The 17,723-nt window shown below is 72.4% G+C and carries 11 protein-coding genes; 6 read left to right on the top strand and 5 right to left on the bottom strand.

Annotated features, from left to right (window positions below):
- Window positions 1–122 precede the first annotated feature (122 nt).
- Together OG293_RS34240 and OG293_RS34235 are read left to right on the top strand one after the other, a co-directional pair.
- On the top strand, window positions 123–509 hold the full coding sequence (locus OG293_RS34240) for a hypothetical protein (RefSeq protein WP_406002620.1): 387 nt from the start codon (window positions 123–125) through the stop codon (window positions 507–509).
- Complete coding sequence (locus OG293_RS34235; RefSeq protein WP_406002619.1) at window positions 506–2,776, top strand: FUSC family protein; 2,271 nt, start codon at window positions 506–508, stop codon at window positions 2,774–2,776. Before OG293_RS34240 ends, OG293_RS34235 begins: the two co-directional genes overlap by 4 nt.
- Before the next feature lie 82 nt (window positions 2,777–2,858).
- Here the strand turns inward: OG293_RS34235 and OG293_RS34230 are convergent, their stop codons facing one another.
- A complete protein-coding gene (locus OG293_RS34230) occupies window positions 2,859–3,653 on the bottom strand; it encodes a VOC family protein (protein ID WP_406002618.1) in 795 nt (264 codons plus the stop codon).
- A gap of 417 nt (window positions 3,654–4,070) precedes the next feature.
- Between OG293_RS34230 and OG293_RS34225 the strand changes: the two genes are divergently transcribed.
- Both OG293_RS34225 and OG293_RS34220 read left to right on the top strand, forming a co-directional pair.
- Window positions 4,071–5,867 (top strand): S8 family serine peptidase, encoded by a 1,797-nt coding sequence (locus OG293_RS34225; protein ID WP_406002617.1) that lies wholly within the window; start codon window positions 4,071–4,073, stop codon window positions 5,865–5,867.
- A 190-nt stretch (window positions 5,868–6,057) separates the two neighbouring features.
- Window positions 6,058–8,958 (top strand): AAA family ATPase, encoded by a 2,901-nt coding sequence (locus tag OG293_RS34220; RefSeq protein WP_406002616.1) that lies wholly within the window; start codon window positions 6,058–6,060, stop codon window positions 8,956–8,958.
- Between the two features lie 54 nt (window positions 8,959–9,012).
- Here the strand turns inward: OG293_RS34220 and OG293_RS34215 are convergent, their stop codons facing one another.
- A complete protein-coding gene (locus tag OG293_RS34215; RefSeq protein WP_406002615.1) occupies window positions 9,013–10,389 on the bottom strand; it encodes a hypothetical protein in 1,377 nt (458 codons plus the stop codon).
- A gap of 410 nt (window positions 10,390–10,799) precedes the next feature.
- Here OG293_RS34215 and OG293_RS34210 point away from each other — a divergent pair, with 410 nt between their 5' ends.
- The gene (locus tag OG293_RS34210; protein ID WP_406002614.1) at window positions 10,800–12,632 is read left to right on the top strand and encodes a glycoside hydrolase family 15 protein; all 1,833 of its coding nucleotides are present in this window, start codon (window positions 10,800–10,802) and stop codon (window positions 12,630–12,632) included.
- A gap of 21 nt (window positions 12,633–12,653) precedes the next feature.
- Here the strand turns inward: OG293_RS34210 and OG293_RS34205 are convergent, their stop codons facing one another.
- Genes OG293_RS34205 through OG293_RS34195 form a run of 3 tightly spaced genes read right to left on the bottom strand, consistent with a single transcriptional unit; the run spans window position 12,654 to window position 16,260 of the window.
- Complete coding sequence (locus OG293_RS34205) at window positions 12,654–14,963, bottom strand: FtsX-like permease family protein (protein WP_406002613.1); 2,310 nt, start codon at window positions 14,961–14,963, stop codon at window positions 12,654–12,656.
- A gap of 2 nt (window positions 14,964–14,965) precedes the next feature.
- Window positions 14,966–15,757, bottom strand: coding sequence for an ABC transporter ATP-binding protein (locus OG293_RS34200; protein ID WP_406002612.1), 792 nt, complete (start codon window positions 15,755–15,757; stop codon window positions 14,966–14,968).
- A complete protein-coding gene (locus tag OG293_RS34195; protein WP_406002611.1) occupies window positions 15,754–16,260 on the bottom strand; it encodes a PadR family transcriptional regulator in 507 nt (168 codons plus the stop codon). The genes OG293_RS34200 and OG293_RS34195 overlap by 4 nt, the downstream gene beginning before the upstream one ends.
- Before the next feature lie 167 nt (window positions 16,261–16,427).
- On the opposite strand from OG293_RS34195, the gene OG293_RS34190 reads away from it, so the two are divergent.
- Window positions 16,428–17,699 (top strand): ABC transporter substrate-binding protein, encoded by a 1,272-nt coding sequence (locus tag OG293_RS34190; protein WP_406002610.1) that lies wholly within the window; start codon window positions 16,428–16,430, stop codon window positions 17,697–17,699.
- Window positions 17,700–17,723 lie beyond the last annotated feature (24 nt).

Genomic DNA, 17,723 nt, shown 5'->3' with positions numbered 1-17,723 from the left:
CGTCCACGGCGATCCGGACCGGCCGGGCTGCGGTCCCCGGCGCGTCGGCCGACAATGGGAGGCGGGCTGACGTCCGGCCCACCGCCTGCGTTGCGACGGCGTCGCCCGAGAGGAACGTGCCCATGCGCGCCAAGTCGACGTCGGCCGCGCGGACGGGGGCCTTCATCGCGGTCGCGGCCGCGCTGTTCTGCATCCAGGTGGATTTCTTCACCCTGAACCCGGCCGTCCCCGGGATCTCGCACGAACTGGGTGTGACTCCCTCGGCCGCCCACGCCATCGCACTGGCCGCCACGGCGTCCGCGATCACGGCGATGACCCCGGAACGGCCTCCGCAGGACGTCTACGACGCGATCCTGCGCTTCGGCGGAGTGGTGACCCTGGCGGCGTCCTTCGTCGTGATGGCCGTGCGTCACCGGCTCGTCGTCCGCGGCAGGGTGCCGCCGCTGTCCCTGCACACGCCCTGGCCTCCCGTGGAGGCGGGCGGCGGCAGCCGGGGGCAGCGGCCGTGACCCGCGCACCCGCCACCGGACCGCGCCGGGGCCGGCGGGCGCCGAGCACGCCGGAACGCAGATCGGTCGTGCACCGGGCGATCCGGGTGACGGCGGCGGCGAGCGCCGGGTTCTACCCGTTCGTGTACGGCGTCGACAGGCCGAACGTCGCGCTGTACGCCCTGTTCGCCGCGGTGGCACTCGGGATGCTGTCACCCATCCCCGGCTCGGGGCGGCAGCGGGCCGCTGTGATGCTGCGGGCGCTGCCGGTCGGCCTCGCGCTGGTCACTCTCGGGACGGTGCTGGCCGTGACGACCTGGGCGGCCGTTCTCGGGATGCTCGTGGTCGGGTTCGTGCTCACCTTCGCGGCGGTCGCGGGACCACGCCCTGCCGGAGCGGCGCCCGGGCTCCAGCTCTTCTACATCCTGGCCTGCTTCCCGCCGTACGCTCCGCAGGCCCTTGGAGCCCGGCTGGCCGGTCTCACCCTGGGCGTGCTGCTGCTCGCCGCCTGCGAGGTTTTCCTGCTGCCCGAGCCGCCCAGCGTTTCCTACCGGGAACGTCTGGCGGACGCGGTCGCGACGGCCGGACGAACGGCCGACGCCGCGGCCGGAGGCCGGGCCACCGAAGGGCAGGCCGCCCCGGCGGAGCGGCTGCGGGAGAGCGGCCGGCAGTTGCGGCTCTCGTACCTCCCGCCCGCGGAACGGCCCGCCGGGGCCGGGCGCGTGGACCGGGCGCTGGCCGAGGCGGGAGCCGCGGCCCGCGCGCTGCTCGTTCAACTGGCGCGGCTTACCGAGGCCGCGCCCGCGCGGGCGCCCGGCCGGGACGCGTGCGCGACGACGGGGACTGATCCGGGGACCGGGACGGATCCCGACGCGACGACGGACGCGGGGACCGGGACGGATCCGGCGTCGGCCGAGCTCCTGAACCTCGTCGCGACCACCTGCTCCGTGACCGAGAGTGCCCTGCGCACCGGCCGGCCGCGGTCGCAGTCCGACCCGCTCGCCATGGAGGGGGCGATACGGGACTTCCAGGCTGCGCGCAACGCGCGGGGGACCGGGGAGGCGAACGACACGCCGCACGTGCCGGTGCTGCGCCGCCAGTCCGCGGTGCTGGCCGTCGCCGAGTCGTCCCGGATCCTGGAGACCTCGGTACAGGTGGCCCTGGACGGCGGACGTACGCGTCCGATCGAGCCGCGGGAGCTCTTCTGGTACGCCGACGCTAGCACCGCACTGCTGTGGTGGCGGCGCCTCGCGGGCAATATGACACTGCATTCGGTCCAGTTCCAGAACGCGGTGCGGACCGCTCTGGGGCTGGGAGCCGCCCGCCTCGTGGCGGGCTCACTGGATCTGTCGCACGGCTTCTGGGTGCTACTCGCGGTTCTCACCCTCGGCCGCACCACCGCGTGGGAGACATGGAAGGCCGTCCGTCCGGCCCTGGTCGGCACGCTCGCCGGTGCTGTGGCGGCGGGCACTGTGCTGCTCGTCGTCGGGCAGCACACCGAGGTGTACGCGGCGGTGCTCGGACCCGGCATGCTCGCCGCGTTCGCACTCGGGCCGCTGCTCGGGATCGCCTGGGGCCAGGCCCTGTTCACGCTCGTCGTGTCCACCGCCTTCGCCCAGATCGCTCCCGTCACCTGGCATCTGGCCGGGGAAAGGATTCTCGACGTCGCCACGGGCAGCGCCATCGGCCTGTTGTGCGGGCTGCTGGCCTGGCGGGCCGGTGCCACGAGCGAGGTGCGAAGAACCATGGCCGACCTGCTGCGTTCCACCGGTCCCCTGATCACCGGAACCGTCCAAGTGCTCACCGCCACCCCGCCGGGATCGGCGTCCCCGCCGCCCACGTACCCGGTTCTGCACCGGCTGCGCCTCGCCGAGGCCGCCTATCTCCAGAACCGCAGCGAACCGGGCGGGACGTCAGCCGCGCCGATGGACTGGCACGCCGTCCTCATCACGGCGAACCACGTCATGCTCGGGGCACACTGGCTGCCCCTCATCGACCTGCCGACGACCGGCGTCGGTGAGGACATCACGGGCCCGGTCCGCACCGCGGCCGACCGGCTCGCTCTGGAGACCCGCAGGATCGCGGCACTGTGCGTCGATGAGCAACCGCCCGCCGGTCCACCCGCGGCCGGTGCCGACCGCCCGGCCGGCCCGGCACCAGGCTCCCTGACCCTGCCCCTGCCCCTGCCCACGCTCATCGACCTGGAGCACTGGCTGAGCAGTCTCAGGGCCGAACTCGCCCATATCGAAAGCTCGGTTCCGGACGGGTCGGAGACCGCCGGCCGATGACGGGTACGGCGTGAGACGGCTGTATCGGGTCCGCGACCCGGTGGTGGATCGCGACGGCGGCCCGGCAGCTCGTCCTCGCCTGTCAGCCGGAGCTGCCGGAGCTGCCGTGGATGATGGCCATGGGCGCGCCGAAGGGGTCGGCGAACATGGCGATGCGGCCCACGCCCGGTGCGTCCATGGGCGGGAAGAACGTGGTGGCTCCGTGCTCCGTTGCCACGGCGAACGTCGCGTCGACGTCCGCCACCTCGATGTAGGGATGCCACTCGGAGCGGGAGCCCGCTTCCAGGTTCTCCTTGGCGAGCTGCATGATGCCGCCCTGTGTGGCGTCCGGGCCGCCGCCCGACGGGGAGACCACGGTGTACGTGGAGCCGGCGACCGGCATGTCCTTGTAGTCCCAGGAGAAGACGGAGCGATAGAAGTCCTTCGCCGCCGTCCCGTCCGTGGTGTACAGCTCGGTCCAGGACATGGTGTTCGCGGACGTGACCGCTCCGAGGCCCTGGGTGTCACCGGGCTCCCAGACGGCGAACTGGGCCCCGGTCGGGTCGGTGTACGCCGCCATCCGGCCCTCGGTGAACACATCCATCGGCGGGACGCGAACCGTGCCTCCGGCCTGCTCGACCGCCTTGGTCGTGGCGTCCGCGTCGGCCGTCTGGAAGTAGGGCGTCCACGCCGAGGCCGCGCCCTCCTCGGTGAGCGGGCCGACCGCGGCGACGGTCTTCCCGTCCAGCTGGAAGAAGCCGTACCCGCCGGCCTCGGGCCCCATGGTCCGAAGCTCCCAGCCGAACAGGGCACGGTAGAACGCGGCGGCCGCTTCGACGTCGGGGGTTCCGAGGTCGAGCCAGTTCGGCGCGCCAGGGACAAAGGTGGTCGTGAGCATCGCTGTTCTCCTCCCGCGTCTGCGCGGTGGATGACGGATGTGGTCGGTCGACTTCAGCATGCCAGCCCCCGCTGACATCCGCCGTTCCTCGTCCGGCGGCCCCCTTCGGCTCCGCACGGGGCCGACAAGGGTTTTCCCCGTATCCAGTTCACCTCGGCTTTCCCTACTGTCTGCTGAACCGGCGGATCTCGTTCTCTGACTCCTCAGTGTCAGGTGCATGTAAATCAGGGCTCCGTCGGTGGCGGCCCTTGACCAGGGGCCGTCGCGTCGGCGGGGCGGCGCGCGGGCTCACCCGGCCCAGGAAACCGCGGAGCGCACCCCCACGCGCACCGCGGTTTCCGCGCTGCCCGCCGCGCTTCGTACCGTCATTTGAAAGGGATCACCTTGAACGGTTCCAGACGGAGACGCATATCCGTCGTGGCCGCAAGCGCCGCGATAGCCGCAGTCGCAGCCACCTCGTCCGTGGCACTCGCCGCCACCCCGGCAAGCCCCACGCCGAAGCCCGTTCCGGCGTCACAGTCCATGACCGGCCTGCCCTCGGCGCCGGTCGAGAGGGTCATCGTCACCTACAAGTCCAGGACGGCCGAGGCCACGTCCAACACGGCCGCCGCCGGTGACGCCACGGCCAAGGGCGCCGAGACCGGCGAGAGCCTGTCGTTCGAGCGCCGGCTCGCGGGCGGCGCCGCCCTGGTCGACCTGGGCGGCGAGACGTCGAAGAAGGACCTCGCCGAGGTCATGGACGCCTTCCGCGCCGACCCCTCTGTCGCCTCCGTGGAGCCCGACATCCGCGCCTACGCGATGGCGGTCGCCCCGGACGACACCGAATACCCCAAGCAGTGGGACCTGTTCGAGGCCACCGGTGGCATGAACGTGCCCGGCGCCTGGGACAAGACCACCGGCAGCGGGGTCACCGTCGCCGTCATCGACACCGGCTACGCCGCCCACACGGACGTCGCGGGCAACGTCGTCTCCGGCTACGACTTCATCTCCGCCTCCGCGGACGCGCGTGACGGCAACGGCCGTGACAGCAACCCCAAGGACGAAGGTGACTGGAACGCCACCGCCGGCGAGTGCGGCACCGACTCCAAGGCGAGCAACTCCTCCTGGCACGGCACGCACGTGGCGGGCACCATCGCCGCGACGACGAACAACGGCAAGGGCGTCGCGGGCATCGCGTACAACGCGAAGATCCAGCCGGTCCGGGTGCTCGGCAAGTGCGGCGGCTCCTCCGCGGACATCGCCGACGCGATCACCTGGGCCTCCGGCGGAACCGTCCCCGGCGTCCCGGCGAACCCCAGCCCGGCCAAGGTCATCAACATGAGCCTGGGCGGCCCGAGCGCGAGCTGCCCGAGCGTCTACCAGAGCGCCATCAACGGCGCCGTGTCACGCGGCACCACCGTCGTCGTCGCGGCCGGCAACAGCAACGCCAACGCGTCCGCCTTCACCCCCGCCAACTGCGCGGGCGTCATCAACGTGGCGTCCACCAACCGTGAGGGCAACCGCTCGTTCTACTCGAACTTCGGCAGCATCGTCGACGTCGCCGCGCCCGGCGGTGAGACCCGACGGGCCACCGACACGCCGGGCACCGTCACCACCCCGGAGAACGCCATCCTCTCCACGCTGAACTCCGGCACCACAACCCAGTCGACGGAGAACTACAAGCCCTACCAGGGCACTTCGATGGCCGCACCGCACATCGCCGGGCTCGCCGCGCTGCTCAAGTCGGCCAAGCCGGCGCTGACCCCGGCCGAGATCGAGTCCGCGATCAAGTCCCACGCCCGCCCGCTGCCCGGCACCTGCTCAGGCGGCTGCGGCACCGGAATCGCCGACGCCGCCAAGACCGTGAACGCGGTCACCGGCATCCCCGGCGGCGCGACCTTCAGCAACGCCACGAACGTGACCATCGCGGACAACGCGACCGCGACCTCGTCGATCGCCGTCACCGGCCGCACCGGCAACGCCCCCGCGGCCCTCAAGGTCGACGTGGACATCAAGCACACCTGGCGGGGCGATCTGGTCATCGACCTCGTCGCCCCGGACGGCACCGTGCGCAACCTCAAGGCGTCGTCGTCGTCCGACAGCGCCGCCAACGTCCTCGCGACGTACACCCTCGACGCGTCGAGCGAGGTCGCCAACGGCACCTGGAAGCTTCAGGTCCGCGATGTGGCCTCGGGTGACACCGGCTACATCGACTCGTGGAGTCTCACCTTCTGAAACACCTGTGACACCTGCAACAGCGCTGGTCAGGGCGCGTTCGTGGCATTCCGCCGCGGGCGCGCCCGCCCTGTTTTCCGTGTCTGCGTGTCCGCATGCCGGACACGGGCCCTGGACGGCGGTGGCGTGATTCGTATGCTCTGCTCTCACGGGCACAGTCCCGCGCAGGTCAAAGGGGGGTGGTGGGTACGTGACGACGGCGGTGTACCGCCCCGCGCCGGTGGGTCGGGAGGAACTCCTCGCGCGGCTCGAACGGGTGCTGCACACACGCGGACGCGCCCTGCTCACAGGTCCTGCCGGGGTCGGCAAGACCGAGGCCGCCCTGGCCGTCGCCGCGCGCGCCGAGTCCCGAGGCGAGACCGTCCTGTGGATCGCCACCCTGCCCGCTGACCGGGACATACCCGGCGCGGTCGCCGCCGCCCTCGTCGCCTCCGTCACAGCGTCCGCGTCCTGGCCCGCGCCCAGGAACCCGGGCAGCGCCCGCCCCCACGACATCCTCGAAGGGCTGCCCGGGCCCCAGCGGACGGCCGTCGCCATGTTGTGCCGCGAGGCACCCGTTCCCGACGAGGGCTGGGACCCCATCGCCCTGCGGCTCGCGCTCGCCCGGACCCTGCGGACCCTCGCCGCGCAGGGCCCCGTCCTGCTCGTCGTCGACGGCATCCAGCGCATCGACGCCGACAGCGCCGACCTGCTGCGCTTCGCCCTGCACCTGGCTCCCCCGGCGCTGCGGGTCATCGGTATCGAGACCTCTACGGCGTACGGCCCCGGCACCCCCGGCGGGCATGCGCCGCCGCCGGATGCGGCGGGCCGCGAGCCCCTGTGGGTGCCGTCCGAGGCCGATGTCCTGCTCGTACCGCCTCTGCACGCCGACGAAGTCGCCGAACTCCTCATCCACCACCGGCTGCCCTCCCGGATGGCCGGCCGCATCCACAAGGCCAGCGGCGGAAACCCCCGGCTCGCTCTCGCGGTCGGCCGGTCCCTCGCCGACGCGCGGACCCCTGTGCACCACGCCGAGGCTCTGTCCCTGTCCGGGCGCGCCCGCGACCTCGCCCGGCAGTTGCTCGGCGCCGCCTCCCCCGCCGTACACGGCACGCTGCTGCTGGCCGCCCTGGCGCTGCGGCCGACGGCATCCCTGATCCGCCGCGCGGGCCGGCCGACCGCCGAGGCCGATCTCGCCGCCGCCGAGCGGGCGAATCTGATCTCGCTCACGGAGGACGGCACGGTCGCCTTCACGGCCGGACTGCTGCCCTCCACGCTGGTGCACGACGCCTGCTGGACCGAGTGCAGCGAGGGGCACGCGGCTCTGGCGCGGGTGGTGGACGATCCCGTCGAGGAGGTACGGCACCGGGCTCTGGCCACGGACATTCCCGACGAGGGGCTGGCGGCCGAGGTCGCCGCCGCGGCGGATACCGCCCGGCGCCGCGGGAACAGCGCGCTCGCCGCCGAACTGGCCCTGCTCGCCGCCGAGTCCACGCCGGGCCGGCTCGGCGCGCAGCGGATCGTGAGGCTCGTCCACGCCGCCGAGGAGGCCGCACGCGCCGCACGCGCCGACCTCGCGATGCGCGCCGCGACCGATCTCCTCGCCCGCGACGCCACGCCGGCCGACCGGGTCCGCGCGCGGCTCGCGGTGCTGGACACGGCCGGGCAGGGGCTGAGCGACCTCGACGAGATCTATGTGCACGCCATGGAGGACTCCGAGGACGACACGGCGCTGCGGGCCGCCGTCCAGCTGCGGCTCGCGCTGAAGTACGTGCTGGCGGACGGCGATCCCGTACGGTCGCGGGCTGCCGCCGTCGAGTCTGCCGAGCTGGCCGGATCGGTGGGCGACCGCAAGACGGCGGCGAGGGCGCTGACCGTACGGGCGCGCATGGACCGGGCCCTCGGGTCGCCCGACGCCGAGCGGGTGCTGGCCGATGCCCGGGCCCTTGAGGTGTTCGAGCGTCCGCTCGGCATCCGCAACGCGGCCCAGATCCTGACCATCCGTCACGCGCTGTTCGACGACCGTCTCGGCGACGCCCGCGACCAGGTGAACGCCCTGCTGCCGCTGGTGGAGCGCCGGGGCTCGGTCGAGGACGCGATCGAGCTGTTCCGGACGCTGGCGGAGATCGAGGCGAGGCAGGGGCAGTGCGCCGCCGCCCTCGCGCACGCCGGGCGGTCGCTCGCCCTGACGCTGGAGGCGGGTCTGTCACCGGGACCCGCCTGGTACGCGCTGGCCCTCGCCGAGACCGCGGGCGGCAGCTTCGCCCGCGCCGCGAGCTATGCCCGCCGCAGCGTCCAGGCGTCCGAGGAGGAGGGGGACCATGTCTTCCTCTCCCGCAGTCTCTACGCACTGGGCCGGGTCCAGCTCGTGGCGGGGGATGTGGCGGACGCCCTGGAGACCCTGCGCCGGGTCCGGGCCGGGGAGCTTGCCCAGGGCGCGGTGGACCCCTCGATGCTGCGCTGGCACGAGGAGCTGGCGGAGGCCCTGCTGGCGAACGACGCCCCGGATGAGGCGGCGAGCCTGCTGGCCGGTGTGCGCCCGGTGGCCGAGCGCCTGGGCCGTACGACGGTCCTGCTCGGCTGCGACCGGGCGCAGGCGCTCTGCCTGGCGGCGAGTGGCCAGCCCGACGAGGCGGCCGGACTTCTGGTCGGGACCGCGGACCGCTTCGCGGCCGCGGGTCTGCCGCTGGAGCGTGGCCGCGCGCTCGTCGCTCTCGCCCGGGTGGAGCGCCGCCGACGACGACGGTCGGCCGCGCAGAACGCCCTTCAGGCGGCGGCCACGCTCTTCGAGCGGGCGGGCGCGATCCCCTGGCTGGCACTGGCGACGGAGCCCGTGTCCTCCCGCACGGCCGAGCCCGACCCGGTACGCGGGGGCTCCGCCTCGCCCCTCACCGAGGCGGAGCTGCGCCTCGCGCACCTGGTCCGGCAGGGGGCGAGCAATCAGGAGGCGGCGGCGAAGCTGTACCTCAGTGTGAAGACGGTCGAGGCACGGCTGACCCGGATCTACCAGAAGCTGGACGTCCGTTCGCGTGCGCAGCTGGCCTCCGCCCTGAACACCTGGCCCGGCCACGGGCAGGCCGCCGAGGCGGCGGAGAGTCCGGCGGCGGGCTGAGCAGGGGCCCCGCCGGCATCCCGGCAGGGCCCCTGCATGTCGGTCGCGCGGATGTCAGGCGACGCTGGCCTCGCCCTGCGCCAGCGTCCACTCACGGTGGAGCGAGCCGAGCGGGATGCGGTGTTCGAAGACGGGCGTGCCGAAGATGGACAACTGGAGCTGGAGCCACCCCGACAGATCGACTCCGCCGAACAGCTTCCACGCCGCTGTGGCGGAGCTCGGCGTGGCGGAGGCAGCGACTTCACCGCGTACGTACGGAGCGAGGTCGGCGGTGACACCGACCGCGCCGTACAGTCCGACGCTCGCCTCGGCTCCGAGGGCCGCCCTCACCCGGCCGGCCGCCGTCACCTTGGCCTGGACCGGAGTGCCGCTGATGTCGGAGGTGCTGACCGGCTTCCAGCCGCCTGCCTTCGTGTAACTGCCGCCGAGCCGGAATCCGCCCTTGAGGTTCTGCTTGACGTCAAGGGTGACGCTGCCGTCCGCGGCGACCTGGGCGTAGGCCGTGAGGTCGAGGTTCACCACGACGGGCACCGGCCCGACCTGGATGACGGGATCCGCGTGCAGTTTGGCGAAGGGGATCCGCACGGGCTTGACGTTCGCCGCTGCCCGGCCCTTCAGCTGCCACTTCGAGGTCCACTCACCGGTGAGGCCGAGGAAGGCCGAGTCCGGGGTGAAGGCGGACGAACCGTCGTAGGAGAACTCGACCTCGGGCGCCAGTTGCACAAAACCCGCGACCGACGCGCCGCCGGACACGGGAGAGCCCTCGGAGACGGGGAGCGGGGCCGAGGCCCCGACGTCGATCCGCAGGCTGCCGAGGGGCACCTTCGCGCCCTGGGGGCCCACATGGATGTTCCCTGCCTTGGCCCAGGAGACCTTCACGCCCTGTACCAGCGGCTCGACGTCGACGGTCGCCGGATCCACCGGCACGGTCCCGTCGGCCTTGTCGTCGCGCAGCAGCGCGCCGAGCGTCGTCGGCGCGGTCCTGACCTCGGTGCCCTTTGCGGTGGTGCCCGCCACATCGGTGACCTTGGCGAGCAGGCCGTCGGGAGCGCCGGGCGCGGGTCCGCTGGCGATGATGTCGCCGACGGCGGGCGTGTCCTTGGCGGGGGCGGTCGGGGAAGGCGACGTGCGTGTCGAGGAGATGACGGCACGTCGGCTGTTGTGGTCGTACGAGGCGACCTTGAGGGGCGACTTCTTCGCCTTGCCGTCCGAGCCCGCGCGGGCGACGGCACTCGCCTGTCCCTCGGGCGCCGCGGTTACGGCGAGTTGCCGGGAGGGGCTGGGGTCGGGGGTCGCGCTGTCTGCGGGTCCGGTTCGGTCGACGCTTACCGCGACCGGTGTTGACGGCGTCTCGGCCGAACAGCCGGTGGCGAGCAGGGAAACAGTGGCCAGAGCAGCCATGAGGGCATGTCTGACGGGGAGCTTACGCACGTGGGAATCCTCGGAGCGTGTGTTTGGGGGATACGCGCAACAGGGAGGGACTCGCGAATACCAGCGAGTAACAACCAGTCCGACGATCCCACATACGCGGTGACGCACCCGAGGATTCCCGGGAACCTCGCAAATGATCTACGTCACACTTCTCGTCACCGGCGCCGGACGGCCCTCATCCGGGCGCGTCGCCGACAACCAGCAGCAGGGGCGGGGCAGTTCGGTGATCGCACCGACGGGAGCGACCGGACCGTCCCGCCATCGGAGACACGGCCCATCGACCGCCGGCAGCCGACGAAAATGATTTGTGGGGCCATGTCCCGTTCTGCGGTGACTCGTTGGAGGTGTCACACGACCTGGCCGAGATCCCCGCCGCCGGGCCACCGGCTCCTGACGAGGGAGAACCCACAATGCGCGCGTACCCGCCGATCGCCGACCACGGAATGATCGGAGACCTCCAGACCGCCGCCCTGGTCTCCTCGGACGGAGCGATCGACTGGTTCTGCGTGCCCCGGTTCGACTCGCCCAGTATCTTCGCGGCCCTGCTCGACCATCACCGCGGCGGCAGTTTCCGCATCGCGGCCGACCACCCGGACAGCAGGGTCACCCAGCTCTACCTTCCCGACACCGCGGTCCTCGTCACCCGCTTCCTCACCGCCGACGGAGTGGGCGAGGTCGTGGACTTCATGCCGGTGGACGCGCCCGAGACCCCGAGCGACCGGCACCGCATCCTCCGGGTGATGCGTGTCGTGCGCGGCAGCGTGCGCTTCACCGTGGAGTGCGCCCCCCGCTTCGACTACGGCCGGGCCCCGCACACACTCACGCCGTCCGCGGCGGGCGAGGCCGCGGTCTTCCATGGGCCCGGCATGGACGTACACCTCCAGAGCACGGCACCACTGAGCGGCGACGGCCAGGACGTACGGGGCACGGTCACCCTGCGGGCGGGCGAGGCCGCCGCCGTCGCGCTGACCACCTGCGCCGGCGGCACAGACGCACCCGCGCCCTTCGACATCAAAGGGGCCATGGACACCTGGCAGGCCACCGTGCGGTTCTGGCACCGATGGCTGCGCACCTCGCGGTACCGAGGCCGCTGGCGGCAGACGGTCAACCGTTCGGCGATCACCCTCAAGCTGCTCACCTACGCGCCCAGCGGCGCCCCCATCGCCGCCGCCACCGCGGGACTGCCCGAACAGATCGGCGGCGAGCGCAACTGGGACTACCGCTACACCTGGATCCGGGACGCCTCCCTGTCGGTGCGGGCACTGATCGGCCTGGGCTTCACCGAGGAGGCCAACGCCTTCCGCCGTTGGCTCGGCGGGCGGGTGGCCGCGGGCGCGGCCGGTTCCGGTCAGCCGCTTCAGATCATGTACCGGGTCGACGGCGACCCGGAGCTGTCCGAGGAGGTCCTCGGCCACTTGGAGGGCTACCTGGGATCCTTCCCCGTACGCATCGGCAACGGGGCCGCGGGCCAGCTCCAGTTGGACATCTACGGCGAGGTTGCGTTCGCCGTCGCGCAGCCCGGGGGCGTTGTGGAGACGGCCGGGTACCAGGGCTGGCTGGCCGTGGTGCGCGTCCTGGAGTGGCTGACGGGCGCCTGGGACCAGCCGGACGAGGGCATCTGGGAGACCCGCGGCGGACGCAAGGACTTCACGTACAGCCGTCTGATGTCGTGGGTGGCCTTCGACCGCGGGATCCGGCTGGCCCGGGAGTATGCCCGCCCCGCCGACCTGGACGGCTGGACCGCCACCCGTGACGCGATCTTCCTCCAGGTGATGGAGCGCGGCTGGAACGAGGAGCGCCAGGCCTTCGTCCAGCACTACGACAGCGACGTCCTGGACGCCTCACTGCTGCTCATGCCGCTCGTCGGCTTCATCTCGCCCAGGGAGCCCCGCTGGCTCTCCACGCTCGACGCCATGGAACGCGAGCTGGTCTCCGACAGCCTCGTCTACCGCTACGACCCGTCGGCCTCACCCGACGGACTGCGCGGCGCCGAGGGCACCTTCACCCTGTGCACCTTCCACTATGTGCACGCGCTGGCCCGTGCGGGGCGGGTGGACGACGCACGCTACGCCTTCGAGAAGATGCTCACCTACGCCAACCATGTCGGTCTGTTCGCGGAGGAGATCGGCCCGACGGGGGATCAACTGGGCAACTTCCCCCAGGCGTTCACCCATCTCTCGCTCATCACGGCCGCCATGGCACTGGACGAGGAGCTCGACAAGGCCGAGAGCACGGGGCAGTAGCCGGGTGACACGGCGCGTCGGTCAGAGCGTCTCGGTGAGCGAGTCCGCCAGTCGTCGGCGCGCGGTCCGGGTGGCGGGGAGAGCCGCTGCCGCGACGGCACCGAGCACGGCGGCGGCCCCGACCGAGGCGAGCAGGAGCGCGGGCGGGACGTGGGCGATTCCTGCGCCCATCCCGCTGGAGCGGCCCTGCGTGTCCACCAGCCATCTGCCGGACAGCACGCCGAGACCGGTGCCGAGGACGGCCGCCACCAGCGCCGAGAATCCGGCCGCCGCCACGATCGCCGCGCTGATCTGGCGAGGCGTCAGTCCGATCGCCTTGAGCGCGAGCAGATCGCGGCCACGGTCACGGACCCCGGTACCGATGAGGGTGAGCAGTTCGGTGAGGCCGATCAGCGCCAGGACCCCGATCAGGGCCGCGATCACCGCGCGCGCCGGTTCCAGCCGGTCCGCGGGGTTGGGCGTCTCACGGATCTCCAGCGCTCCCCCCGCCGCGCGGGCGAGCGCGCCGCTCACCGCCCGGGGATCGGCGCCCGGCCGCAGAACCAGATGGTAGAAGTCCGGCCGCAGCGTGGGGTCGCGTTCCGCAAGGGTGTCGACGGTCGTCGAGATGACCCGGCCGCCCGCTTCCGGTTCGATGCTGCGTCCGACGATGTGCAGGATCTGCGGCCGTCCCTCCACCGTCATCCGGACCCAGTCCCCGACCCGCACGTCCAGCAGATCGAGCAGCCCCTGACCCGCGACCGCCTCGTCCGGGCCGTCCGCGGGACGGCCCTCGACGACGGTGAACGGATAGGGCTTCCGTGCCGTCCCGAGCCCGCGCAGGGTGATGGTGCCGGTCTGCCCGGGCACCAGCGCGGCGACCTCCACGCCGGGGTGGACGGCGGCGACGTCGGGGGGCGAGGTGAGCGCCCGGTCCAGCGCCCGGCCGGTGGGGCTGCCCGGCTGTTCGGCCCGTACGGTCAGCGCCGCAGGCACGCCCATCTCCGCGGGACGGCTGCGGAACATGTCGAGGGTGGACCAGGCGACGAGCGCCACCGTGATCATGAGAAGGGGCAGCGCGAGACGGGCGACGGTGACCAGCGTGCGCGGCCGTCGGGGGAACGCGGCCCGCCATCCGAGGACCAGCGCGGGCGGCACCCGCATGCCCAGGGCCCGGCGGCCCAGACCGGTCATCGGGGCGGCCTGCGGAAGGGCGGCCCTGGCGACGGGCACCGGCGGGACGCGGCCGGCCCGCCACGCGGCGAGCGAGGTGGCGGTCGCGATCAGCAGGACCGCCCCGCTCGGGACGCCGATCATCAGGGCTGTGTGGGCGGGCAGATCCTGCCAGACCCCGGCCGCCTCCCCGATCCGGCCCGGTATCCGGGCGCCCAGCAGGGCGATCGCCGCCGTGCCCAGGGTGACCCCGAGGAGCGCGAAGGCGAGGTGCTGGGCGAGGAAGCCGCGTACCACCTGCCCCGGGGTGAATCCGATCGCCTTGAGGATCGAGATGTCCCTGAGCTGCCCGCGGATCCGGGCGCTGATGGCCCCGGACGCGGCCAGTGCCGCGGCCAGCAGTGCTCCCAGTCCGAAGACGGCGAAAAGCTGTCCGAGCAGCCGGTCGTCGCTGCCGGCCTCGGCGCGCGCCTGCTGCCACTTGGTCACCCGGGCGACCCGGTCGGCACCGAGCAGGGTGACGGCCTGCTGGACGGTGAAGTCGATGTCGGCGGGGTCCTCCAGACGCAGCCCCACGCTCTGTCCGGTGGCGCGTGGTGCGACGCTTTCCAGGGTGCGGGGCAGCACCCAGCCGATGCCGGAGTCGCCGCCGGGGCGGTAGCGGGGTTCCGCGGACTCCGCCACACCGGTCACCTTCAGCGTGTCGGCGGTGCCGTCGGGTCCCGCGACCGTGAGTGTGTCGCCCGGCTCGGCCCACAGGACCCGCGCGAGCGAGCTCTCCAGTACGACTCCCTTGGCCGACGAGTCGAGCCAGCTCCCGGCGGTGATCAGCGGCCGGGCCGTCTCGGGCGGCCGGGTGTCCGCCGCCCTGAGGCTCACGGCCGCCCTGACCCCACGGGATTCGAGGGTGGTCCGGCCGGTCCGGAAGGGCCCCGAGACGCCGGAGACGCCGTGCAGGTCCACGAGTGCTTCCGTGTCCGCGGTGCCGCTCGTGTCGAGCCAGACGTGCGCGCCCTGGGACTGGGTGAAGATCCGCTGCCAGGGGTTGGCCGCATAGCTGAACAGGGCGACGGCCAGCAGCAGCGAGGCGATGATGCCGGCGCTTGCGAGAACGACGAAGAGCGACTGTCCGCGGTGTGCTCTCAGGTCGGCGTGCGCCCAGCGCAGGGTGGCCCGCACGCTCAGTCCTTCAGTTCGAGTACGCCGGAGACGCCGCGGCCGGTGGTGCGGCGCCCCGCGTCGAGTGCCGCGTCGTCGGCTATGCGCCCGTCGAAGAAGCTGATGACCCGGTCGGCGGCGCTGGCCATCCGCGCGTCATGGGTGACCAGCACAATCGTCTGGCCGCGCTGGTGGAAGCGGGAGAGCAGCCTGAGCACTTCCCGGGTGCCCTTGCTGTCCAGGCTTCCGGCCGGTTCGTCGGCGAGGAGCAGCGCGGGATGGTTGACCAGTGCTCTGGCCAGGGCGACGCGCTGCTGCTCACCGCCGGAGAGCTCGCCGGGCAGGGACCGCTCCCTGCCTTCGAGCCCGAGTTCGGCGAGGAGTTCCGCACGGCTGTCGCGGGCCGCCTTGGGGGACGCGCCCGCGAGCAGTGCGGGCAGTTCGACGTTGTCGGCGACGGTCAGGTCGGAGACCAGGTTGAAGAACTGGAAGACGATGCCGATGCTGCGACGGCGCAGGACCGCCCAGCGGGCCTCGCGGTAGCCGTCCACCCGTCGGCCGTCGAGCCAGAGGGAGCCGCTGTCGGGCCGCTGGAGGCCGCCGATGAGGTGGAGCAGGGTGGACTTGCCGGCGCCTGAGGGGCCTGTGACGGCGACGAATTCCCCGGGCTGCACGGTCAGGTCCACTCCGCGCACGGCGTGGACGGGTGCCCCTTCGCCGTGGTGGGTCTTGGTGAGCCCCTCGGCGCGCACGATCGGCACGCTGCCCGCCGGACCGGGCTCGCCCGGTCCGGCGGGAGCGGTGTCGTCGCTCATTCCAGCTCCTCCTGACAGCGTTCCAGCCAGTCGAGGTCGGCCTGTAGATGCAGCATCGCGCCCTCGATCAGGAGCTGGGAGATCCTGTTGTTCCGGTCCTCGGCGGCAGCCAGCTTCGACAGGTCGCGCATGGTGTTCAGATACTGCCGACGCTGCTTGTTGATCAGCGCGATCGGATCGGCGAGGCCTGACTCCGGCGCGAGTGCGATCTTCATGAAGAACTCGTCCCGCACCCGCGGCTCGTCCGCGGTCTCGTCGAACCAGGCGAGAACGGCCTCGTGCCCGGCCTCGGTGAGCCGGTACGTACGCTTGTTGGGCCGACCGGACTGCTCGACGTCCTCACCGGCGATGAGACCGGCCTTTTCCAGCCGCCCGAGGGTGACATAGATCTGGCCGACGTTCGGCTGAGGGTACGCGGCGCCCAGGAGCTTCTCAAGGTCCTGCTTGAGCTCGTAACCGTGCGCCGGGCCACGGGTGAGGAGTGCCAGGAGCGGCAGCCGCACGCGCTCCCCTCCCTCCCGCTCCGTAGTTTCTTGTTGGCTCGGACGCGGGCTGTGGTTCGTACCACCCGCCTTCTCCGCCTGGACGTCTAGTATCGCCCATGCCTAACAGGTATACATAGGCCACATTGAACGGCGGCGCGGCCGGATCGGTGCACTGGGAGGAACCTATGCGGTGGATGCATACCGCGGGTAGGGGGCTCCTCGTTGTCGCCGTGGTCCTCGCGGGATACGCCGGCTTCACCGACCGGACCGGGGCGGCGGCCCCCAGGGGCCGCGGCCCCATGACGCTGGTGACGGCCGGCGATCTCACCGACTATCTCGGTCCGCTCCTCGATGACTGGAACCGCGGCCACGCCGGGGAACGGGTCACGCTCGTCGAGCTGCCCGACTCCGCGGACGAGACCCGGGCCCAGATGATCAGCGAGCTGCGTTCGGGCAGCGACCGGTTCGACGTGCTGAACATCGATGTGGCCTGGACGTCCGAGTTCGCCGCGGCGGGATTCATCTCTCCCCTCAACCGGGACCGGTTCCCGCTCAAGAGCTTCCTGGCGCCGGTGGTGGACACGGCCACCTTCGACGACCGTCTGTACGCCGTCCCGTATGTCACCAACGCGGGGTTGCTCTACTACCGCAAGGACATCCTGGACCGCGAGGGGCAGCAGCCGCCGCGCACCTGGGCAGAGCTGGCCCGGCAGGCACGGACCATCGCCCCCGAGTACGGCATGGACGGGTACGCCGGCCAGTTCCTCCCGTACGAGGGACTGACGGTGAACGCGACCGAGGCGGTGCATTCGGCGGGCGGCTCGATCCTGCTCGACGACGGCGCCCGGGTCGCGGTGGACTCGGCCGCGGCCCGGGCGGGCCTTGAGTTCCTGGCGGGCGGTGTCCGGGAGGGCTGGATCTCCCCCGAGGCCCGCGGCTACAAGGAGGAGGAGTCCCGGCGGGCGTTCCAGGACGGCAGACTGCTCTTCCTGCGGAACTGGCCCTATGTGTACTCGGTGGCCAACGCGCCGGGGTCGAAGGTCGCCGGGAGGTTCGGCGCCGTACCGCTGCCGGGGCCGACCGGCCCGGGGACAAGTGTGCTGGGCGGCTCCAACCTCGCCGTCAGCAGCCATTCACGGCACCCCGAGTCGGCGGCCGACCTGATCGCCTATCTCACCAGCGAGCGGGTCCAGCGGCAGGTACTGACCGAGGGCTCGCTGCCACCGGTGCGCGCCGCGCTGTACGAGGATCCGGCGCTGATCCGCGCCTATCCGTATCTGGAGACCCTGCGGCAGAGCGTGCTGGCCGCCGAGCCACGCCCCAAGAGCCCCCGGTACGACCAGGTGAGCCTGGCCGTGCAGGCCGTCGTCCAGGACGTCATGGCGCTGCGCCAGACGCCGCAGGAGGCCGTCGCCCGGCTGTCGCGCGAGCTGGGACCGATTTCCCGCAAGGGCTGACTCTGCCTGCGCATTCCCTCGGGT

Origin of the sequence: Streptomyces sp. NBC_00829, from assembly GCF_045161795.1 — a bacterium.
Classification (GTDB): domain Bacteria; phylum Actinomycetota; class Actinomycetes; order Streptomycetales; family Streptomycetaceae; genus Streptomyces.
The sequence above is the reverse complement of the archived record's forward strand: the minus strand, read 5'-3'. Positions and strand labels throughout refer to the sequence as shown.

Bases quoted from the DNA above. Each gene is read 5' to 3' on its own strand.
- OG293_RS34240 (WP_406002620.1), top strand. From the start codon at position 123: ATGCGCGCCAAGTCGACGTCGGCCGCGCGGACGGGGGCCTTCATCGCG.
- OG293_RS34230 (WP_406002618.1), bottom strand. From the start codon at position 3,653: ATGCTCACGACCACCTTTGTCCCTGGCGCGCCGAACTGGCTCGACCTC.
- OG293_RS34210 (WP_406002614.1), top strand. From the start codon at position 10,800: ATGCGCGCGTACCCGCCGATCGCCGACCACGGAATGATCGGAGACCTC.
- OG293_RS34200 (WP_406002612.1), bottom strand. From the start codon at position 15,757: ATGAGCGACGACACCGCTCCCGCCGGACCGGGCGAGCCCGGTCCGGCG.
- OG293_RS34190 (WP_406002610.1), top strand. From the start codon at position 16,428: ATGCGGTGGATGCATACCGCGGGTAGGGGGCTCCTCGTTGTCGCCGTG.